The following is a 21,921-nucleotide window of genomic DNA, read 5'->3' on the forward strand; positions in this document are numbered from 1 at the left end:
GACCGGCCATCAATCCACTGGGCATCAATTCGTGGACGATGTATCCGTCTGCGTCGATGCCGGTTGGGTCGCGGGGGCCGCCGTTGCCGGCTGCTGACCCTGATTTTGCACCGGGATAAAGGCCGGGATCAGATTGCCAAACGGGTTTTGGTTGGACGTTTGCGACGCAACCGCCGGCTCTTCCTTGCTGGTATTTTGCTGAACCGGTTTCACGAACAGCAATGCCATCGGCGTGCCCGCGGCAACGCGCAGCATCGGTTCAGCATTATCCGCTTCTTCGTCCAGCATCTCGCCGACTTTTTCTGCCGCCTCTTCAACCGCCTTGAAGAATTCCTGTTCTGTATCCAGATCTTCGGACGTGGATGAGGACGACGATCCGCCCGTGGCGACGGTCAATGTGGTTGATCCGGTTTCGGCGATCGCTCCACCCAACCCTTCGATAAAGGCTGCGGCAGCGGGCAAGATCACGCGGGTGAAGTATTTTTTATCAATCTCGGTAATCATACCGGGATTGGCGGTTTTCGGGTCCAACGCAATCGCGTCCGTCCCATAGGCGATTCCATCGACCACGACCGTGTTGAATTGCAGCGTGATATATTCATCACTGGCCTTAAACGACCCGATCGCACGGCTGCCCGCCAGCGGACCCGAAACAATCTGGGCCAGAACCGGGCCCGGTGCGTCCGTGTTGGCTTCGGTCATCAATTGGGCATATTCGATAGTTCCGGCAGGAAGCAGAATAAGCACGTCAGACGCTTGCGCATCCCCTTCGGCGGCCAGGCGCTCTTCCTCGGCCTTTTGCTTTTGCTCTTCGCGCTTCTGCTCGATCCAATCCGGATCGCTGACCGATTCCTGGTTCGGACCTTTCAGCGTTTTGAAATCCAGAATGGATTCCATTTGACCTGCCATAGCCTTGGCGAGCTGTTGCTTCACCTCCGCGTTTGGATCAACTGGCGGGGCAACGGGGCCGGCCTCAGTGGGCGCAGCTTGCTTTTCTTTCTCAATCCGTTCGGCCTGCAGACGACGCCAACGCTCCAGCGGATCTTCTTCGGATACCTTGGCATCGTCCAGCGGAATAACACCACGCGTCGTCCCCACCGGAACGGGCAGGGCGCTCTGGCCCGTGCTTTGCGCCTGATCAATCTGCGCTTGGTTGAAATCTTGAATCTGCTCGCGATAGGTGTCAGACACCTCGTTGGCCCCCGGCGCCTGGCTCAAATCCGAACCCGGACGCATCACCGATGTACCACCGGTTTCCTTTTCCCCGCCAAACAGAACGATACCGCCAACGATGGTCGCAATAGCCCCCAGCACAACGCCGATCTTGACCATCGGGTTGTTGCGAAGCATGTCGCTCATCGACTGCTCGCCGCCCTCGAAATCTTCGAAGCCAGCATCCTGACCCATCGGGTCGTTGTCGAATTCGTTATTGCTCATCGCTGTCGTCCTTTTCACTCAGATGCGCGCGCACCATGCGGCCCTTGTCGGACAAGAGCAAAACCGGCGCATCTTCAATCGTATAGACATTCATACCATCGGCCGAACTGACCGCCCCGCTCCATCCCGGAGACAGCAAGGTCAGTGGCGTCCGTACATACACATTGCTTTTGAAACGATACGCCGTCGTGCGGCCATCAACACCCGCCACAACCAGTTTCTCGGCACTGTCCGGGACAATTCCGTCCAGAATGCTGGCCTGCGCCGCATTGCCGGCGGCAATGGTAATGCCCCCATCGATAATCGGCGGCTTGGCATACGGACCATATTCAGGAATGCGCGCATCCATGCGGTAATGCACGGTGTCGCGGTGCGTATTCATCACGAACGTAATCGGGGTTTTCAATTCCAGCAACTTGACGGACAGGTTGCCATAGGCAAATTCCTGCATCGGCGTGACGCGCAAGACCCAGCCGCCAGCACCCGGTTTCAGAATTTCGAAATCCCCGGCCCAGCTCACATCTTCGATCGGCCACGGCGCCCCCGTCACATCGACGAAGTTCAGCGTGGTCACGTGACCCACGGCCACTTTAATTTCAGACGGGCGGACACCCGGGTCCAACGCCACGGTTTGCACAACCACTTCCGGTTCCGGATAGGGTTGCAGCGGTGTCTGTACCGCTTCCAACGTTTGGTCGTACCGCTTCAGCAATTCGCGAATTTCTTCCGGGCGCATGGGCAAAAGGCCTGTAATCGCAGCCTCAAACGCATCTTCACGGATTTCCACTTCGATTTCTTCCGGTGATTTTTCGGCCAGATCCATGCCCATGCCCGCGCCACCTTCAACCGGAGCCAGGCCGGCATCTTCCGGCAAGGCCAGACCCGGCGCGCGTTCCATATTGTCCATTCCCGGCGGCAGGGCGCTATCATCCTGTGCGACCAGATCATCGGCGGGTTGTTCCGCATCCATCTGAGCGGCCAGACCCGGCGGCAACGCATCCTGTGCAGCCACAGAGACCGACAAGGCCGTGCTGGCCAGACATACAAATAATGCCCCCAGCACCAGAGGGCGCACAGCATTGTTTACGACTTGAAAATATCGATTGGATTTCGATGTCATGAATATTCTTTTTAGACCCCGGCTCTATAACCCCAGCGACGCAGACCGTCGCCGGGCAAGGATACAACGTGCCAATACGACTGTCACCACCCTATTGCCCCATTACCCCGCCAGATTAACCCGGCTGGGCGATCCATTGTTCGATCCCGACCCCGTTCGCGCTTTCCAGACGGGACACACGCACAATCACCATCGTGACCAGCCACGTATCCGAGCGGGTTTTCGACCCCGCCTGATAGGTCAGGATCATCGGCAACTGGACCTGCCACTGATAACGGCCATTGACCAGCCCTTCCGACACCAGGATCGGCGCGCCCTTCGGCGCGGCGGTGATAACCTGTTGATATTCCTCAACACTTTCGATGATACGGGAGCGTTGCAAGGCCTGGGTAAAGCTCTCCCAGCCCCGGCGGGTGAAGTTGCGGGACGCTTCCTGCAAACGGCGGCGGTAATCGCTGAAACCAAAGGTCATGACCTCGGTCGCGGCCTGCGCCACCCAGGACATCAAAGCCGGGGCCGACAGGTTCGGCGCGTTCAGCGGCACCATCGGCACCAGACGGCCATCTTCGGTCGTGGCGAAATAGCGGTTTTCCGGCTGGTGCGTATGCACGACGAAGAACATCGCCCCGATCAGGCCGACGATCACCAGCCCCTGAATCAAGGCCAAACGCAGCAAGGAGCGGTACCCGTCTTTATAAAATTCATTGCGGACGATCACAGTCCCCAGACCGCTGGGCACGGTATGGCCCTCGGCAATGGCCCCCTTCACGGGTTTGCCACCCTTTTTCACAGGCGCGGGGCCGCGGGGTTCCGTCGCGCGGATACGGCGCGGATTGGGCGCATCGCCACCACCGGCAGATCCACCGGGTGCTTGCATATCGGGTGTTTGGGCCATGATTGCCACCTGAAAAAATATCTAAATTGTCTAAGGGCTGAAAGACCGGAGGGAGCCCCCGGTACGCACGTCTCCTCAAATGTACCAACAAAACAGTTTGATAACCAAGGGTTAAAATTTCCCTACCACCCAGACGAAAGCCGGGTGAAAGAAAGATAATGCAATTTAAGCCCTCGCAGATTTGTACAACAGCCAAAAGAATATGGTAGACTATCCCCAGTTATAAGAAGACGCCGGGACGAAATGCGGGGGTGACCGGGCCATGATCCATGTTCTGAAAAACAAACTATTCCTTGTTGCTTTGCTGGTCGCGTTGTTCGCGGGCACGCTGAGTGGCGGCACATCGGTCAAACCGGCCTTTGCCCAATTGGGCGGCGGGACATGCGGACCGGGCACACCGGGCATGGGTGCCTATGTTTTCGGCGTCGTTGAATATGGCTTTGGTGTCATTGAAACATTCCCGATGGGCATTATCGCCACCGAAGAAAACGTCAACTACACCCGCGAATGGATGGTCACCGATTTCTTCAACGGTTGTATCATCGACATTTTCTTCAAGGAACACATCCTGCCCGCCATGATGATGATGACGGAGCAACTCTCCGCCGTTGGCATGCAGCAGGTTTCTGCTATCGGCATGTTCATGGATGCCAAGCACCAGCAGGAAACACAACGCCTGTTCCAGGAATTGTCCGCACAAGCGCACAAGGATTACCAGCCGAGTGAAGAGCTTTGCTCGCTGGGCTCTGTGATGAAATCACTGGGCGCATCGGACCGTAACGCCGATCTGACCGCGTTGATGATGACCGAACGATCTTTGCGTCGCCAGTTGGGCAATGCCAACACCAACGCATCCGAAGGGCCGAAGGAAGACCGCGAAGGTCGTCTGGCCCAATTCCGTGAACGCTATTGCGACCCGAACGACAATGACGGCGGTCTGGCCAGCATTTGCGTTGCCGGCGGCAACAACGCAACGAAAAACAAGGATGTGGATTACGCCCGCACCATGGCGTTCCCGCAGACGCTGAACATCAACTTCTCGGACAACGCGCTGACCGATGACGAAGAAGACGTGATCGCGCTGGCGTCCAACCTGTTCTCGCACGACGTGTTCACCCGGATTGCACCGGGCACATTGGAAGTCGCCGCAAACCAGGACGAATATCTGAACGTCCGGTCCGTGATTGCCAAGCGCAGCGTGGCCGAACATTCCTTCAACACCATTCTGGGCATGAAGACGGCCGGATCGAACGCCGCCGGCACATCGCAGTATATGAGCGCGATGCTGCAGGAACTGGGCATGTCCGCCGCCGACGCGCAATCGCTGATCGGGGCCAACCCCAGCTATTACGCCCAAATGGAATTGCTGACCAAATCCATCTTCCAGCGCCCGGAATTTTTTGTCGGGCTGTATGACAAGCCGACCAACGTGGCCCGTAAGGGTGTTGCGTTGCAGGCACTGGCGTTGATGCAGGACCGCGATGCGTTCAAAAGCAATCTGCGCAGCGAAGCGATCCTGTCCGTCCTGCTGGAAATGGAAGTCATGAAACTGCAGGAAGACGTTCAGAACCGCCTGCCGCGTATGGTTGACAGTGGCCCGAAAAACTAAGGGACCGCAGAATGACAACACACAGACACACGCCACAGCATAAAGGGCCGCGGAAATCGCTGCGGCGTTTTGTGCTGTCCGCCTGTGTCACGGCGCTGCTGATCCCGGCGATGCCGTCATCCGCCCACGCCACGGCCGACATTCAACTGATCCGCGACAACTGGGTGCGGGCCTTTATGATGATGACGGAACAGCTCTCCGCCGTCATGATGCAACAGGTCGCCGCTATCGGCATGTTCATGGATGCCAAGCACCAGCAGGAAACACAGCGCCTGTTCCAGGAAATGACCGCACAGGCGCACAAGGATTACCAGCCCAGCGAAACATTGTGCATGATCGGCAGCGCAACCCGGTCACTGGGCGCGACACAATCCAAAATCCGCGCCAACGCCGCCGCATTGGGCGCCGGGATGCGCCGCCGTGAATTGTTGAACAACAACATGGCCTCATCATGGGGGGCCTTCGCCGACCGCGCCGCCCGTCTGGCACAAGTGCGCGCGGTGTATTGCGAAAAGGCCGACAACAACAACACCTTCCAGAATTTTTGCGCCTCCACCGGGACCGGCCGCACGAACAAGGACGTGAATTACGGCCGCACCGTGGACAAGGCCTGGACCCTGAACGTCGATTTCACGGACAGCGCCCTGACCGATGATGAAACCGATGTCATCGCGCTGGCCCGGAACCTGTATTCTCATGACGTGTTCACCTACACGCCGGAAACCTTGTTGTTGAACAGTGACTCTATCACCCTGTTCCAAGACACCCGCGCCGTGACCGCCTTGCGCAGCGTCGCCGCCCATTCCTACGCCACCATTACGGCGATGAAGGCCCCGGGCACGGGATTGTCGGCGAACAATATCCGCGACATGGCCCAGATGCTGGGGATGAGCCCGGATGACGTGAACAACGTCGTCGGCGCCAACCCCAGCTATTACGCCCAAATGGAAATCATGACCCAGAAATTGTATCAGAGCCCGGCATTCTATGTTGGCCTGTACGATAAGCCGACCAACGTCGCCCGGATCGGGGTTGCGTTGCGCGCGATGCAGATTATGGCCGACCGCGATAAGTACGAGGCCAGCCTGCGCCGCGAAATGCTGGTCTCCCTGCTGCTGGAGCTGAAACTGCGCCGGTATCAGGAATCGGTTGAAAACCGCCTGACCGGTAAACTGCCCCGCACCGGACCGCGCGCAACCGGGGCAGCCGCCCCGTAAAAACGGGTTATATTGTCATATAACCCCACCTAATCCCTTATTTTTCCCGTTTTCCTGATCCCGCCACCCCGATTCATCCCGGTGGCACCACAATTGCAAAGTCACTCCTGAGATATCGTCTCTGCCGGGTAAAATCTGCCCAGCGGGGACCCGCTTTCAATCTTGTCGCAATGGAGCGAAAGAATGAGCATTTCAGGTCTGGATTCGGCCCTGTCCGGTTTGAAGATCGCCCAGCAACAGCTGAGCGTCATATCGAACAACGTCGCCAACGTATCGACCCCGGGTTATTCCCGGAAAGTCCTGCCGCAACAAACCGTTGCGATTGATGGCGTGACCGTCGGCGTCAAGGGCAACGCCGTGGTCCGCAATGTCGATATGTACCTGGCCCGGGATTACTGGACCCAGGTCAGCGCGGTGACCTATCAGGAAACCACCGCCACCTACATGAACCAGATTCAGCAGTTCCACGGCGCCCCGGATGCGGAAACATCCATCTCGGCAAAAATTACCGCCCTGCAGAATGCGTTCCTCGGTCTGGTCAACCAGCCGGACAGTGAAGTCGGCATGCAGGCCGCCGTCAGCACGGCCCAAAGCACAGCCCAGAAATTCAACGATTATTCCAATCTGATGACCCAGATGCGGAACGATACGCAGCGCGAATTGAGCGCAGCGGTCAGCGAAACCAACACATTGCTGAAACAGATTTCCACGCTGAACCGGGAAATCAAGATCAACATGGCCCAAGGCCGCACCGTCGCCCAGCAACAGGACCAGCGCGATGCCGCGATCGAAGAATTATCAAACCTGATTGAAATCAGCTTCTTCACCCGGGGCGATGGTGTGTTGGTTGTGCAAACCAACGAAGGTCTGCAACTGGCCGACGACACCGTCAACGAAGTGTATTTCAACCCGTCCCAGCTGAACCCCCAATCTTATTACCCGGCCAGCGCATCGGGCCTGTATGTCGGCGGCAACCCGGCCGAGGTCAAAGTTTCGTTCGACATTACCGAACGCGAACCGGGTGGAAAAATCGGCGCGCTGTTGGCCATGCGCGATGAAACGCTGCCCGCTTATCAGGCACAGCTGGACGAGCTGGCGCACAAAACCGCCCTGCGCCTGTCGGAACAGGGGCTGAACCTGTTCACCGACAACTTTGGTAACATCCCGGCCAACACCGACCCCGTTCCCAACCCGCCGGGCCCATTGACCCCGGTGCCCTATGTCGGCTTCTCCGCCATTATGCAGGTGAACCCGGCGATTTTGAATGACAACAGCCTGATCCGCTCCGGCACCGTCGTCGGCAGTGCGGTACAGGAAGGGTCGAACGAAGTTCTGCGCCGTGTGGCCGAATTTGGTTTTGGCGATATTTCGTATCAGGAAGCGCAAGGCAGCGTGGATATTCGCGTCGCGGCCCTGCCCGACACACTGCAAAACATCTTTGGTCTGAACCCACAGGCCCAGATGCGCGGTGATGTGAATATCCAAAACCTGTCGTTGGGCGTCCCATTGAACGCCGCGCCCGACCATCCGTTCCTGCCGATCAGCGGCCCGCCTTTGCTGGATGATTTCACCATCCGCATCGATGAAGGCGGCGCCAACGATACGGGCGATATCACCATCGATTTAACCGCTGTGGATGTCGCGTTTCCGACCCCGCCCGCCACCAGCGGCGCGCAAGCCTTGGTCGATTATCTGAACACCAACGTTTTCCCGACACTGGCCCCACCGCTGGACACCACCGTCACGGCATCAATGAACCAGTTCGGCCAGTTGATGATCAATGCCCAGCATGATGTGGGTATTGGTGTCGGTAACATGGGCGAAGACGGGCTGGACTATCTGGGCCTGACCGCCGGCACGACCGAAGCCGTCGACCCGTATTTCACCGTTCAGGTGGGGCAGGACGACCCGGTCCGCGTCAGCATTTCACCCGGTGACACAGAAATCGATTTGCTCACCAAACTGAACAACATTCCGGGCGTTCAGGCCAGTATCGATCCATTGACCGGCTTCCTGTCCTTCCGCCCGGGTCCCGGGTTCGGTGGCGATATCCGGATTGTTGATGGACCCATTTCAAGCGCCGGAGGCAACACGCCATCACTGGAACTGCTGGGAAGCGCCAGCCCCGTGGTCAGCGTCGCCCACGTCCCGTTCCGTGAAAATCTTCTGGGTCCAGGATTGCGGGTGAATTCGGAATTGCCGGGCACATTGACGCTGGAAGAATATTCACAGCGCATGATCAGCAACCAGGTCGCCGCCGTGAACGCAACAAGCGCAAGACAAGCCGACGAAGCCAGCCTGCGCGATTTGCTGAGCACCCAATTGCTCAATGAATCCGGCGTGAATCTGGACGAAGAATTATCGCATTTGATTGTGGTGCAGTCGGCCTTTGCCGCCAGCGCCAAGACGATTACAGCCATTGATGAAATGTTTCAGCAATTGCTGAATGCCTTCTAATTGAGAGGATAGACCCATGACCGCGATATCGACCTACGCACGATCCCTGGCGCAGTCGCAGCAGATCAAGCTGATGCAGATGCAGTTTTCCGACCTGCAAACGCAATTGAACACGGGCAAGAAGACCCAGCTTCTGGCCGGGTTGGGCAGTGATGCGATTGTGTCGAAACGCGCGCGGGCCGATTTCAACGAATTGCAGACCTATATCGACAACATCGATAAATCCCAGACCCGTATCAAAATGATGCTGGAAGCTGTCGAAGGCATTAAATCACAGGCCACCGCCGTCGCCGATGGTGTGATTAACCAAGTGCAAGAGGGCGAGATCAGCGAGCTGGGCGCGCTGCGCGATCTGGCCGATAAATCGTATGATTTTATCCTCGACCTGATGAACAGCAAGGACGGCAACACCTATCTGTTCGCCGGATCGGATTCCGCGTCCCAGCCCGTAAGCGATGCGGGCACCCTGGATACCTATTTCGCGACGCTGAACGCGGAATGGGCCGCGGGCACATTGACCGTCAATCCCCCCAACACCAATATTGCCGAGGAATATATCAGCCGTTACACCAACATTCCCGACACCACGATGGGCATGAATGGATCACTGGTCGATGCCAAGAAAGTTATGGTCCGCGCCGACACCACGGTTGAAGTGGACTACACCGTCATGGCCAACCAGCAGGGCTTCAAAGACATCCTGACCGCTGTGTCCGCTTTGCGCAATCTGGGTGATTTAGAGGATGCGCCGGGCGCAACATACGAAGAGCAGCAGGAAAATTTCTATGCCGTGTTCAACAACATCGCCACGCAATTAACCGGCGCGCTGGACAAGATGGATGAATATGGCACGAAATTGAGCCTGGCCAATGTACGGATCACAGAAGCCAAGGCCGATCACAAGATCGACCAGAACACTTTACAGGCCACAATCGAAAGAATCGAAAACGCCCCGATTGAGGAAGTGTCGGTGCGCATTACCGCATTGGCCACCCAGCTTAACGCCACCTATCAGGTCACAGCGATGGCCAGCCAGTTGAGCTTGGTCAATTTCATCTAAAACGAATGACACATAAAACAAAAGGGCCCGCGAAGGGCCCTTTTTTATTGGCATTTGCCAGCCTTAGCTAGCCTTGGTTTCTACCAGCAGAACCGATGGCCCCTGCGGCAGATTGGGATGCAGTTTGCCAAGCGGGCGCGCATCGGCATGATCGAACATGCTGAGCGCGCGCAGAACGGCATCGGCATAGTTGCTGTTCATATTGATCGCCTGCGGCAATTTATAATCACGGTCTGATGGCCAGACCAGTTGCACACCGGCTTCATCCGACCATTGCGCCAGAACGTCGCGCAGGGACGCGCCCTTGGCCGCCGTCCATGATTGAATGGCGTAGGGGTCAAAGCTAGCCTGTACCATGTCATCCGCCGCCAGCGGAGCCGGGGCGGTCAGGGTTGCATCAGACATCGTCATATCATCCGGCGCGCGGGGCGTGGCCACCGGGTCAACGAAGCTGACCTCTTCCACCGCCATCAGCGGCATCGGCGCCTCGACGGCGGCAGGGGCTTCAACCACCGCCGCTTGCGGGGCCGCATCGCGCGTCATCACTTCCGCTTCTTTTTCGCCACGGCGAATATACACTTCGCGGACGGGTTCGTGCGTGGTGGTCGCGGTATCCGCTACGACGGGCGCTGCGACATCCTCAACAACCATCGTATCTGTCGGTGCAGAAACCGGAGCCGCAACATTGGCCGGGCCAACCCAGACACGGCTGGCATCATCCATCACACGGACAGACAAACCATACGCGGCGACGGCATTTTCAAGAACGGTCGGCCACGGTGCGCCACCATCCCAATCCACGCGCTGACCTTGATCAACGGACGGATCGAATGTGTAGCCATAGCCCACCGGCACGATCTGGCGCATGGCCAGAACCAGCGGCAAATCACGCCCGAACCCTTCGGCATTGGCATGGTGCGATACGGGTGCGGAGACCGGGTGTGTCGGCGCAGGCGATTGAGCCGATTTCGTCACAACCAAAGCCGGTTGACGGCGCACGGGCTGTTGAACTGATTTTTGAACGGGGGCAACGGGTGCCGCATCTTGCGGGGCGCGCGGTGCTTGAACATTGGAGGCGTGAACATGCGGAGCGGGGGCTTGCGCCGCAGGCGACAAGCGCATCATCGGTTCCGGTTGCGCCGTCGGCGGTACATCGTCCATAACCGGCATCGGGCGCGGCGGTGGCGGCAGATCGTCCAGAACGGTTTCCGCAACCACTTCGATCTGTTCCGTGCTGGTGCCATCCGTCATAGTAACGTCGATAATTTCGACTTCGCCAACCGGAAGGGCGGTCACGGGCGGCATCACACCATCCGTATCTTCAGCAGCCACAACAGCAGCCGGGGGCGGTGTAAATTCAAACCCGGCCAAAGCGGGTGCGGCGAAAGACGATGTCAGAACACACGCCGTCCCCAACAACAAAACACGGGACGAAAAAAAGGTGCGAGAGATCATGGTTTAAAAACCTTGTCGATTGTTGTCAGTCAGATATTGCCAGTCGGTCACAGAATGGCGCGCCCACGAAGGGTCCGCGCAAAATGCAATAAAGCCCCCCGAAATTAGTCGCCGGGTGGCAAAATGACAAGGTGGAAATGGGGTTTAGGGGCGGATAGTCCCGTAAAATCGGGGTTTACCCAAGCCAAATAAGGATCAGCCGAAATCGCGCATCCGACGGCGGCGCAACGACACCCAAGCCGGGCGGCTTTGCCCGACGATCCAGACCCGCAAGGCCCGCATGGCGGAGGAGAAGGTCAGACCACGCCGTTCCAGCATGGAGAAGATCATGGTGATGATGATGGTCAGGACCAGCGTAATCGGCCGCGCATAGACCAAAAGCGCGAAGAACGGCAACGCCGCCCGGGCATCGAGCGAGAAAAACCGCACCGGGCGCATGGTGTTGCGCCAGTGCCAGTTTCGCTTCTCAATAAGGGCGTCTTCTGCGCTTTGGGCCATTTTATCCGCCTAAGAGGCTGTAAATAATCATAGAATACCCTATCAGCAGAGTTTAAACAAACCGCTAACAGGCGGGCAGGAGCCTGGGTTAACCGCCAGCGCCCGTCGAGGAGGACAGGAGCAAATACCAACGGCGTTCAATCAGCCCGGCGTCAAAGGCCTTGCCCGCGGAAATCGCCATGCTTTGACCATAGGTCGGCAGCATCCGTTGCAGGTTGGCCGGCCATTCGGTGAAATCCATATCCAGCAATTTTTCGCGCACTTCGTCGGGGAATTTCATCCATTCCCGCACGCCCAGACGGCCGCCGCCGACTTTCGGCACCAGCGCCTGGGTCACGATCATCCGCAACGTTTCCATCAGGGCATAGGCCCGTTCAGAGCGTTCATTGGCATCGAACGTCGCCACCATACGCTGGATGGTTGAGGCCACCCCCGTCGTGTGGGTTGTGGTGTACACGGCGTGACCGGTTTGCGCCGCTTCGATCGCGGCGGAAATGGTTTCACGGTCGCGGGCTTCGCCCACCAGAATGATGTTCGGTTTACGGCGCAGGGCGTTGCGGACGCCGCGCGCGAAATCGGGCAAGTGGCGCGGAATTTCTGTCTGCGCGACCAGCGAACGCGGACTTTTGATCGCGTCATACACATATTCAATCGGCGCTTCGTAGGTCAGCATTTTGCCGCACCCGTGCGCGCGTTCCAGCATCATGCGGTTGCCCGCGGCCAGCAACGTGGTTTTCCCCGACCCCGTCGGGCCGGTGATAATCACAACACCCTGACGCGGGGCCCAGTTTTTCACGATGTCGTCTTCGATATTCAGATCGAGCATCGTCGGCGGCTCGTTGGGCAGAACCCGCATGGTAATCTGCGCCGCGTCGCGGCCCTTGGACAGGACGGGCGTAATGTTCACACGGAAGCGGATGCGCGTGTAGCGATCGGGTTTCAGTTCATAGGACAGATCGAGGTCCGTCCCCGAGGCCAGACGGGCTTGTGCTTCCGGCCCGTAAATTTTTTGCAGCATCACGGCCATGTCACCCGCATCCAGCGCGCGATAGGTCGCCGGATACAGAACGCCGTCAATTTCGTGATAAATCTGTTTATCGGATTGGAACGTAATATCGGATGCGTTGCGCTTTACCGACCAGAGCAGGAACGGATCGACATGTTCGTCCGTGAACCGGTTGGGTTCATCGGGCCATGTCTGGGCGACGTTATCCGCGCCCTTTACAAGACTTATCGGCTTGCGGGCAGCCATGTATCCGATCCCGGCTTGAGTTCAGGCTTGCCGGTGATTTGCACCGCGCGGTCGCCAACACGCATGACATCGCCACCACCCGTCACGCCGCGATCAACATGCAGCGCGTAGGGTTGCGACACCATATCCTGAGCCAGCAGCATCCGATACCGCACCATGCCCTGATAATCCGCCGACAAAGTGTGCAGATCGTCTTGGAAAATTTCATCCGCCTGCTCAACGCCGCGTTCCCAGCCGATTTGGACCCAGTTTTCCCAGCGCTCTTGCTCTTCCGGTGTTTCGGGCAGCAGCACATCTGGCGGCGGGGTTACTTTGCCCCAGTCACGTTCCAGATAATTGCGCCAGACACGCGCGGTCGCGACGATTTTTGCGTTCGCACTGATGGAATAAACCCGGTCCGACACGGCGGCGGATTGACCGCCAGCCTCGATCAACAAGGCATTTTCCTGTTCAGAAACGATCGGCGGTTCGATCAGCAGACCCGACGGGGCCGCGATCAGCAACTGGCGAAAATCAAACACCTTGTCCATGTAATCGGACGTGTTTTCCAGTTCGTTGCGGATTTCCCATGTGCGCCAGGCCAGACCACCACGCGCACCATACGACAGCGCCGCTTCCTTCATCGCGTCAAAGCGAATATCCAGCGGCAGACCTTCGGTCACGCCAATGCTGATCGCCGTGTCGGTGCGAACAGGGTTTTGCAATTCAACGATCGGCGGTGGCGGTGCGCGTTCGGCCAGCGCCACAGGGCCAGCAAACAGAACCGCGCCGCAGGTCAGCGCCGTCAAAGTCAGTACACGGAAAAATGATGGCGTGCGGATCACGTGTTATCCCCCGACACCCGTCACAGGCGCGTAGTGGATTTCCACCATGCGGCGAACACCATCGACGCGAACATCGGCGCGTTGACCCAGTTGCAGGCCCAGCGAGCGCAGAACATCGATCACCGGACGGTTTTCAACATTGATGGAAACAACAACAGGCACAGGCGGTTGTTCGCCCACAGACATAAAGGCATAGCCCGCGCGATCAGCCAGCGTTTTGGCAATCGGTTCAACCGGGCCAACCCAGTTCACGGTAATGGCGCGGTTCAATTCAACCGGCGCATCGGCAATCGGTTCAACCGCAACACCGGGGCTGCGCGCTTGTTCAACGGCGGCCAGCGTTTCCAGCGCGCCCGATGCACGATCGGCGGCTTCGGCCAGCATCAAATTCACCTTCTCCGGTGACGCAACCAGTTGCGGATTGTTATTTTTTTGTACAGCCTGTCCCGGCGCGCAGGCGGACAACGCCAGCGCAGCCACGCACAGAGTCAGCGAAAAAGCTTGTTTGCGAAAACGCATCATGACCACAAAACACCCTCAAAAATGCGGAACCCGAGAATGCCAAAAACCCGGGGAATGGGACGACCGGGACAGCAGGCCATGGTATGACCGAACACCCCCAAATCAGAACACTTCCACAAGTTACCTTGTCCCGCGCGATGGAACAAGTCGTAATCTCGGAAACTCAGAATCTCAGAATCTCTGAATCTCAGAGCATCTCCCACCCCAGATTCCGAGATTCTGAGACTCCGATTTTCTGAGATTCTGTATAATTTATTTACGCAAAAGACCGTGGCGTTCCATCGAAGACACCACTTTTTTCTTATATTTCCCGCCAATTCCGGGGGTGCGGGAGTGATAATGGGCAATCGCCTTGGATAAATTGCCCGTATCGTTCAAATGACGGCGCAAAATCCACGCGGATACGCCAACATTGGTGCATGGATCGTCCCGCACCCATTTGCGCGCGGTCGTGGGGCTGACCCCCCAGACACCGGACAATTCATCCAGCCAGAGCGTGTTGATCTGCATCGGACCGAGGTCATAGGTGCCGTTGTCGTTCGGGCCGACTTCCTGCCCGACCCGGCCGCCTTCGACCTGATAAATCCCCAGCAAAACCGCCGGAGGAATGGAATAGGTTTGCGCCGCGATCAGGATGCATCCCGCCAGAATACCGGACATTGCGCTCATGATCGCATCCCCTTATTCCCCGGTGTCTTCGCCGCTGGCGGCTTTTTTGCCAGCGAAGAAGCCCATCGGGCCACTTGTGGGGTTGGCCGGCGGGGGAGCGACAGGGGCGGACCGTTGTTGAACCGGGGCCGGGGCTGGACGAACGGCTGACGCACCGCCAGCGGAACCCGCCGCCGCACTTGTTCCCGTGACAGCGTCCGCCGCACTTACTCCGGTGACGGCTTCCGCCGTCAGGGCCAGCATTTCCGCGCCACGGTCAAACGCGACCCAGACATCGTCCATCGGCACCTGACCGCCGCTTTGCTGGATCATGGCGTTGCGGGACGCTTCATCCATCATCATCAAACGGCTTGTTTCCATGGCATGGCATTGCGCGTACAGCAGGCACAGGGCCCGTACGATCGACAATTCGGCTTTCTTCTGCTGGGCCAGTGTGGCATTGGGGCCGAGCATCCGGGCCCGCATGGTGGACGCGCGGTCCAGCACCATGGCCGAAACATCCTGCACCAGTTTCTTTTCCGGGCGGCCAAAGGAGTACACACCAATCGCCTGTACCACAGGGACGAGGGCGAACAGGGCCTGAATATGGATTTGCGGCTCGTCCGGCCCGCCGGTGTACGGCCCAGCCTCCAGCGCGTTCAAACGCGCGGTGGCATCCGCCGCCGGGGTGAAATTATCAGCAAAGGCCAACACGGCCCCAAGGGTCGACGCCAGACGGCCAATATCGCCCTCAACCGGGACGCGGCCCGTCATTTCATAGGACCCGGCCACCAACGGCGCGGCCAATCCGGCCAGTGCCAGACGCAGACCATCGGCCTGTCCCTGATCGTCGCGAATATCCATGGATTCAGACAGCGACACGGACATTTGCACCGTGCGGCTGATCAATTCGGCCAGACGCGTGGCATCCGCCCGCATATCCGGGGCCACGCCCATGCGTGCGGACACGGACGCAACCGCCGTCATCAACGGCACGCCCAGACGTTCCAGAACCTGTATTTGAAATTCAGCGCGCTGACTCATAATCTCATTATGTCAATAATAGCGGCGTAAGCCGACCTTGAACCCAATCGTAACCCTGTCTTTGTTATAGGGGGCAGCAGTCAAAAACGGCAACCCTTTTTGGCCGCCAAAAGCACAAACACCCCCGAAAAACGGGGGTGTTTGCTTGAAAGACAGGAAAATCAGAACAAATCGGCGGTAATTTCAGCCAGATCACGCGGGCGGCCGCGGACCATTTTAATCTCGCCCGTCTTGCTGTGATAAAGCAGGATCGGCGTGGCATCCAGTTTCCAGTTCTGCATGATCAGCAAATTGCGCTCGACCCCTTGCTTGTTAATCGCCGGATCGATCGGCAGGGCTTTGGTGTCACCGTCCAGATGTTTGTACCAGCGCTCTTCCGCATCCGGCGCGGCCAACAGGTACGCCGCCTGCGCCTTCGTTTCATCACGCAAGCCCACCGGGATCATTTTGATCTGGATTTGTCCGGTGGCCAGCAGGTCCTTGCGCAGATCATTCATCAGCGCGTGGCAATGCGGGCATTGCGGGTCCATGAAAGCATAAATCACCGGCGCATCCGCATTTTTGCCCAGCGTAATCATGTTCGAGGCTTCGACCTCTTTCATCAGGCGCTGGGACGGGCTGAGATTTTGTTGCGCGCGCAGTTCTTCCTGAATGGCTTGCAGCGGATCAACGGCAGGCGTGGCCGGGGTGGCCAGCGCATCCAGCGCGGCATCGCCGCCCTGCAATTTCGCCACCTGATCAATCGTCACCGGGTGGCCGGATTTGTCGAACAGCAGGCCCATAATGATCGCCTCACCATCCGGCGTGACGTAGAAATATTGCTCCTGTCCCTGCAGGATCGTGGCCCAGCCATCCAGCCCCTTTTCCCGCCCCAGATAGCGGATTTGCGCACCGCGCGTGCCCAGTTCTTTCAAAACTTCGGGCATCGGGGGCGTTTTTTCCGCCGTTTGTGCGGATACAGGCGACAAGCCCATCACACACACCAGCGCAGGAACCAGCAAAAGACGGAGGAAATTTTTCATGGCGCACAAAACCCTGTAAAATGGGACAGAGCCAAAGAGTACAGATCATTTATGGCGGCGTAAAGGCACGGCTTGCCCCCGCACCATGACCTGATACACTTGTCCCCGCTGATAAATTTTACAAAACGGAGAATGCGTGATGGATACCGGCCTTATCATTCTGATTGTTCTGGGTGTGATCGTTCTGGGTCTGATCATGATTTACAACCGTCTGGTCGCCCTGCGCCAGACGCGGAATAATGCGTTTTCCGATATCGATGTGCAATTGAAACAACGGTTCGACCTGATCCCCAATCTGGTGGAAACGGTCAAGGGCTATGCCACCCACGAAAAAAGCGTGTTTGAAAACGTCACCCAAGCCCGCGCGCAAGTGGGCCGTACATCCGGCGCCGGAACGGACCGCATTCAAGCCGAAGGCATGCTGGGCAGTGCGTTGATGGGCCTTTTCGCTGTGGCGGAAAACTATCCGCAATTGAAAGCGGACCAGAATTTCCAGCGTCTGCAGGCGGAATTGAGCGACATTGAAAACAAAATCGCCGCCGCACGTCGTTTCTTCAACAGCGCGACGAACGAATACAACACCGCCATTCAACAATTCCCGGCCAATTTGATGGCGGGCATGTTCGGGTTCCATTCGGAAGAATTCTTCGAACTGGACGCGGCACAAGCCGAAGCCGTGCGCGCCGCCCCGCCCGAAGTGAAATTCGGCGCATAAGGCACCCACCCCATGGCTCTGGCCGCAGCGGGTTTAAAGACCCATATCTGGAACAACAATCTGCGCTCGATCATCCTGCTGGTCGGGTATCCGTTCCTGATGGGGGCGATTGTCTGGGCCACGGCCGCCGCGATTGGCTTCTTTATGGGGCAAAGTGCGGGGCCGAATGCGCCGCACGGGGCTATCGCCACCAATTTCGCCAATGGGTTTATCGCGCAATACTGGCCATTGATCGGCACCGCTGTTGCGATCTGGTTTATCATCGCGTGGTTTTTTAACACGCGCATGGTGGCGATGTTGTCGCATGCAAAATCAGTCACACGCACACAAGAACCCGCGCTCTACAACCTGCTGGAAAATCTGTGCATCGCGCGCGGCTTGCCGATGCCGCAATTAAACATCATTGAAACCGATGCCTTGAATGCCTTTGCCAGCGGCGTGCAACGCAGCGATTACACCGTGACCGTCACACGCGGCCTGCTCAACACACTGCAACCGGATGAGGTTGAGGGCGTTCTGGCGCACGAACTGACGCACATTATCAATCACGATGTCCGCTTGTTGATGGTGTGCATTATCTTCACCGGCATGATCGGGTTCGCCATGCAATTGGTGTGGTCGTCGGTGCGGTATGGCCTGTATATGCCGCGCAGTGGCAACAACCGCAACAATGGCGGCACCATCATTATTGCCCTCGCCATTCTGCTTATTTTGGCGATTGGGTATGGGGCCAGCCTGCTGACCCGGTTTGCCCTGTCGCGCCGCCGGGAATATATGGCCGATGCGGGCGCGGTTGAGCTGACCCGCAATCCGGATGCGATGATGCGGGCCCTGCAACGCATATCCGGGCGCGACCATATTCCCGCCGTACCGGATGATGTGGCGTTGATGTGCATTGAAAACGGCCACGCCTTTATGGGGCTGTTTGCCACGCACCCGTCGATCGACGACCGCGTGCGCGCCATTTCCACCACCACCGGTACGCCAATCCCCGGTGCGGGCGGAGACGAAAAATCGGATAACCCATTGAATCCATGGGCAAGATAGACGTCCGATTTCGGTTGAACCCTCTTCACGAATGCTTACAATAGTCTATATCAGTACATGAAGCGGTCACGATGGCCGCTTTCGCTATCGAATGGAGAGAAGAAGATATGCAACCCGATCGTTTTACGACGCAAACCACCAGTGGCGCAGTTGCCTATGATGCTGGCCTGCGCTCCCACTTCCAGAAGGTGTACAACACCATGGGTCTGGGTCTGGCTGTCACGGGCGTCACCGCGTATGTTGTGTCGAGCATCGAGCCGCTGACCAAATTGCTGTATGGCACGCCGCTGGTTTACGTGCTGGCCTTCCTGCCGCTGGTGTTTATGTTCGTTGGGTTTAACCAGCGCGCATTGATGACCAAAAGCGCCGCGCAATTGACCACCCTGTTCTATCTGTTCTCGGCTGCGTTCGGCCTGTCACTGGGATCGATCTTCCTGGTCTATGTCGACGCCAGCATTGCCAAGGTGTTTTTCATCACCGCCGGTATGTTCGCCGGAACGTCCATTTTTGGTTACACGACCAAGAAAGACCTCAGCGGCCTGCAAGGCTTGCTGGTCATGGGTGTGATTGGCTTGCTGATCGCCATCGTGGTCAACATGTTCCTGCAAAGCCCGATGATGGACTTCGTAATCTCATGCGTTGGGGTTCTGGTTTACACCGGCCTGATCGCGTTTGACACGCAGAACATCAAGGAAATGTACAGCGAAGCCCACGGCGCCGAAGCCAATGGCAAAGCCGCCGTTATGGGTGCGCTCAGCCTGTATGTGAACTTCATTATGCTGTTCCAGTTTATGCTGAGCCTGCTCGGCCAGCGCGAATAGATCACGCGAAAAGAGACGTATTCTTCGACGCAGAAGAATAGTTTCTAAAATAAATTTTTTGCACGCGTGCAGTGCAAAACAGCTAAACGCCCGGTTGTCCGGGCGTTTTTTTATACTCGAATATTCTAATGCAATCACACCCCCGTAATCATCTTATGAATCCTTAAGCTTGGGCCTATATTCTGAATCCATGCATGAAGCGAAGGGGGGCGACATGGAACCGCACAAGACGCGCATACTTCTTGTCGACGATACGGCATCACTGGCCCGCACCTATGAAACTTTTCTGAAAGCGCAGGGATACGATGTGCGGTGCGCCTATACCGGGCGCGACGCGATCGAGGATTTAAAGCGCTACGGTGCTGACCTGATGTTGCTGGATCTGGACCTGCCGGATTGTTCGGGTCTGGATGTGATGCAACAAACCAACGACATGCCCGGACACCCGCCCGTCATCATTATCACCGGAACCGATTTCGCCCCCGTGCGCGACGAAGCGATGCGCCGCGGCGCGCGCTCCATCCTGACCAAACCGATCAGCATGGACCGCCTGTCCCACGCGGTGGCCGACGAACTGGATAACGACCTCTCGAAAAAGGACGCTTTGGTCCCAAAGGATGAAAACCAAATGAAACCCCAAAACCCGACATCAGATCGCGGAATGAACGAAGCCGAAACCATGCCCGGCAATATTGCCGGGGTTCAGCCCGATACCCTCGGCGCCATGGCCCCCGAACCGCGATACGAACCGGAACAGCCGCGCCGCGCCGATGGATATGACACGCAGCGCATTCTGCAAGGCACCGATTTCGGCGGCTTCATCGGCACATCGCCGGTGATGATGCGCCTGTACGACAATATTCAAAACGCCGCACGCTCCAGCGCCACCGTCTTTATCACCGGGGAATCCGGCACCGGGAAAGAAGTCTGCGCCGAGGCCATCCACCGTCATTCCCCCCGGTCCAAGGGCCCGTTCGTGCCCCTGAACTGCGCCGCCATTCCGCGTGATTTGCTGGAAAGCGAATTGTTCGGTCACGTGCGCGGGGCCTTCACCGGCGCGATCAATGACCGCGAGGGCGCGGCGAAACTGGCCGATGGCGGGACATTGTTCCTCGACGAAATCGGCGACATGGACCCGAATATGCAGACCAAACTGCTCCGCTTCCTGCAGGACGGCACGTTCCAGCGTGTCGGCGGCAGCCGTCTGGAAAGTGTGGATGTGCGCATTATCTGCGCCACCAACCGCGACCCGCTGGACGATGTCCGCTCGGGCCGGTTCCGCGCCGACCTGTTCTATCGCCTGCACGTCCTGCCCATCTCGATGCCGCCGCTGCGGGCGCGGGGGGATGATGTCATCGACATCGCGCAAACCCTGCTGCTGCGCTATGCGGCGGAGGAGAAAAAGGCTTTCCACGGCTTTGATGCCGCCGCTGCCGATATTCTGCGCCATTATGAATGGCCGGGAAATATCCGCCAGTTGCAAAACATCATCCGCAATGTCGTCGTGATGCATGACGGCCCGCTGGTGCAGGCCCAGATGCTGTCCGACCGCATTTTGCACAGTGCCGAAGCGCATGACATGGCCCTGAACGCGGGGCGTGGTCTGGGGCTGATGCCCCACGCCATGTCCTCGTCCCCGCTGACCTCCCCCATGACGCTGGGCGATTTGAACAGCGGCCGTCACGACCACCATGGCGACGGCATGGGTGGCACACCGATTATCCAGCCTCTGGCCATCACGGAACGTGTGGCGATTGAGCAGGCCATCAACGTCTGCGGCGGTAACATTCCCCGCGCCGCCGCGTTGCTGGACATCTCGCCCTCGACCATCTACCGCAAAAAAGCGGTGTGGGACCAGGCGGATAAGCAGGGGCATAAATAAGGCGCAAACCGCCGAAAACCGCACCAGAACACCGCATGAACCCCGGTCAACACTCTGGTGAACCCCTCAAAAAGCCGGCCGCAAAGACTGGCACCCCCTGCGAAAAGACCCTGTTTCCGCCCTGCCCCGGGCCAAACAGGGTCTTTTTCATGGTTTTCAGGATTTTGCGCTTGAAACAACAGACGAAGGCGGCTATTTTCCGCTCGTCTTTCAAAAGAAGGGCCCTTAGCTCAGCTGGGAGAGCGCTTGCATGGCATGCAAGAGGTCGTCGGTTCGATCCCGATAGGGTCCACCATTCCCCTTATCCGTAATGATGCCATTGTAGCAGTACCACATGCAGATGTGGTACGTTGTGCGCTTGTTAGATGGCCCTATACAGCAATTCTCAATCAAACT

At 57.9% G+C, this 21,921-nt stretch carries 19 protein-coding genes and 1 tRNA gene; 9 read left to right on the forward strand and 11 right to left on the reverse strand.

The features are described from left to right. Nucleotides 1–24: 24 nt before the first annotated feature. From ACSC94_RS09775 to ACSC94_RS09785, 3 genes are all read right to left on the reverse strand, one after another. Nucleotides 25–1,437, reverse strand: coding sequence for a DotG/IcmE/VirB10 family protein (locus tag ACSC94_RS09775; protein WP_435640650.1), 1,413 nt, complete (start codon nt 1,435–1,437; stop codon nt 25–27). Beyond that, on the reverse strand, nt 1,427–2,557 hold the full coding sequence (locus tag ACSC94_RS09780; RefSeq protein WP_435640651.1) for a DotH/IcmK family type IV secretion protein: 1,131 nt from the start codon (nt 2,555–2,557) through the stop codon (nt 1,427–1,429). Before ACSC94_RS09780 ends, ACSC94_RS09775 begins: the two co-directional genes overlap by 11 nt. 115 nt (nt 2,558–2,672) lie before the next feature. Further along, entirely contained in the window at nt 2,673–3,452 is a 780-nt protein-coding gene (locus ACSC94_RS09785; RefSeq protein ID WP_435640652.1) for a type IVB secretion system apparatus protein IcmL/DotI, read from the reverse strand. 262 nt (nt 3,453–3,714) lie between these two features. On the opposite strand from ACSC94_RS09785, the gene ACSC94_RS09790 reads away from it, so the two are divergent. The 4 genes from ACSC94_RS09790 (at nt 3,715) to ACSC94_RS09805 (ending at nt 9,795) form a co-directional block, all read left to right on the forward strand. Then, nucleotides 3,715–5,061, forward strand: coding sequence for a hypothetical protein (locus tag ACSC94_RS09790; RefSeq protein WP_435640653.1), 1,347 nt, complete (start codon nt 3,715–3,717; stop codon nt 5,059–5,061). An 11-nt stretch (nt 5,062–5,072) separates the two neighbouring features. Next, nucleotides 5,073–6,278 carry a hypothetical protein gene (locus ACSC94_RS09795; RefSeq protein WP_435640654.1) on the forward strand — a complete coding sequence of 402 codons (1,206 nt, stop codon included), beginning with the start codon at nt 5,073–5,075 and terminating at the stop codon, nt 6,276–6,278. A 183-nt stretch (nt 6,279–6,461) separates the two neighbouring features. Continuing rightward, nucleotides 6,462–8,735: a flagellar hook-associated protein FlgK gene (gene flgK / locus ACSC94_RS09800; RefSeq protein WP_435640655.1), complete on the forward strand. Its 2,274-nt coding sequence runs from the start codon at nt 6,462–6,464 to the stop codon at nt 8,733–8,735. Between the two features lie 16 nt (nt 8,736–8,751). After that, on the forward strand, nt 8,752–9,795 hold the full coding sequence (locus ACSC94_RS09805) for a flagellin (protein WP_435640656.1): 1,044 nt from the start codon (nt 8,752–8,754) through the stop codon (nt 9,793–9,795). Nucleotides 9,796–9,858: 63 nt separating this feature from the next. Here the strand turns inward: ACSC94_RS09805 and ACSC94_RS09810 are convergent, their stop codons facing one another. The 8 genes from ACSC94_RS09810 to ACSC94_RS09845 all read right to left on the reverse strand — a co-directional run bounded on the left by ACSC94_RS09810 (nt 9,859) and on the right by ACSC94_RS09845 (nt 17,060). Continuing rightward, nucleotides 9,859–11,250 carry a TcpQ domain-containing protein gene (locus ACSC94_RS09810; RefSeq protein WP_435640657.1) on the reverse strand — a complete coding sequence of 464 codons (1,392 nt, stop codon included), beginning with the start codon at nt 11,248–11,250 and terminating at the stop codon, nt 9,859–9,861. 195 nt (nt 11,251–11,445) lie between these two features. Then, complete coding sequence (icmT, locus tag ACSC94_RS09815; RefSeq protein ID WP_435640658.1) at nt 11,446–11,748, reverse strand: IcmT/TraK family protein; 303 nt, start codon at nt 11,746–11,748, stop codon at nt 11,446–11,448. Between the two features lie 88 nt (nt 11,749–11,836). Further along, nucleotides 11,837–13,000, reverse strand: a complete 1,164-nt coding sequence (locus ACSC94_RS09820) for a type IV pilus twitching motility protein PilT (protein WP_435640659.1) — start codon at nt 12,998–13,000, stop codon at nt 11,837–11,839. Then, nucleotides 12,979–13,824, reverse strand: coding sequence for a type IV secretion system DotC family protein (locus tag ACSC94_RS09825; RefSeq protein WP_435640660.1), 846 nt, complete (start codon nt 13,822–13,824; stop codon nt 12,979–12,981). The genes ACSC94_RS09820 and ACSC94_RS09825 overlap by 22 nt, the downstream gene beginning before the upstream one ends. 3 nt (nt 13,825–13,827) lie before the next feature. After that, nucleotides 13,828–14,346, reverse strand: coding sequence for a DotD/TraH family lipoprotein (locus tag ACSC94_RS09830; RefSeq protein ID WP_435640661.1), 519 nt, complete (start codon nt 14,344–14,346; stop codon nt 13,828–13,830). Nucleotides 14,347–14,598: 252 nt separating this feature from the next. Continuing rightward, nucleotides 14,599–15,015 carry a lytic transglycosylase domain-containing protein gene (locus ACSC94_RS09835; protein WP_435640662.1) on the reverse strand — a complete coding sequence of 139 codons (417 nt, stop codon included), beginning with the start codon at nt 15,013–15,015 and terminating at the stop codon, nt 14,599–14,601. A gap of 12 nt (nt 15,016–15,027) precedes the next feature. After that, complete coding sequence (locus ACSC94_RS09840; RefSeq protein WP_435640663.1) at nt 15,028–16,038, reverse strand: hypothetical protein; 1,011 nt, start codon at nt 16,036–16,038, stop codon at nt 15,028–15,030. A 161-nt stretch (nt 16,039–16,199) separates the two neighbouring features. Continuing rightward, nucleotides 16,200–17,060 (reverse strand): thioredoxin fold domain-containing protein, encoded by an 861-nt coding sequence (locus ACSC94_RS09845; protein WP_435640664.1) that lies wholly within the window; start codon nt 17,058–17,060, stop codon nt 16,200–16,202. 139 nt (nt 17,061–17,199) lie between these two features. Between ACSC94_RS09845 and ACSC94_RS09850 the strand changes: the two genes are divergently transcribed. The 5 genes from ACSC94_RS09850 to ACSC94_RS09870 all read left to right on the forward strand — a co-directional run bounded on the left by ACSC94_RS09850 (nt 17,200) and on the right by ACSC94_RS09870 (nt 21,820). Then, entirely contained in the window at nt 17,200–17,775 is a 576-nt protein-coding gene (locus ACSC94_RS09850) for a LemA family protein (protein WP_435640665.1), read from the forward strand. 12 nt (nt 17,776–17,787) lie between these two features. After that, the gene (locus ACSC94_RS09855; protein ID WP_435640666.1) at nt 17,788–18,822 is read left to right on the forward strand and encodes a M48 family metallopeptidase; all 1,035 of its coding nucleotides are present in this window, start codon (nt 17,788–17,790) and stop codon (nt 18,820–18,822) included. 71 nt (nt 18,823–18,893) lie between these two features. Then, on the forward strand, nt 18,894–19,643 hold the full coding sequence (locus ACSC94_RS09860) for a Bax inhibitor-1/YccA family protein (RefSeq protein WP_435640667.1): 750 nt from the start codon (nt 18,894–18,896) through the stop codon (nt 19,641–19,643). Nucleotides 19,644–19,857: 214 nt separating this feature from the next. Further along, nucleotides 19,858–21,525, forward strand: coding sequence for a sigma-54-dependent transcriptional regulator (locus ACSC94_RS09865; protein ID WP_435640668.1), 1,668 nt, complete (start codon nt 19,858–19,860; stop codon nt 21,523–21,525). Nucleotides 21,526–21,744: 219 nt separating this feature from the next. Next, nucleotides 21,745–21,820 (forward strand) — tRNA-Ala (locus ACSC94_RS09870). Nucleotides 21,821–21,921: the final 101 nt, after the last annotated feature.

Source organism: Micavibrio aeruginosavorus, assembly GCF_051245535.1.
Taxonomy (GTDB): domain Bacteria; phylum Pseudomonadota; class Alphaproteobacteria; order Micavibrionales; family Micavibrionaceae; genus Micavibrio; species Micavibrio aeruginosavorus_D.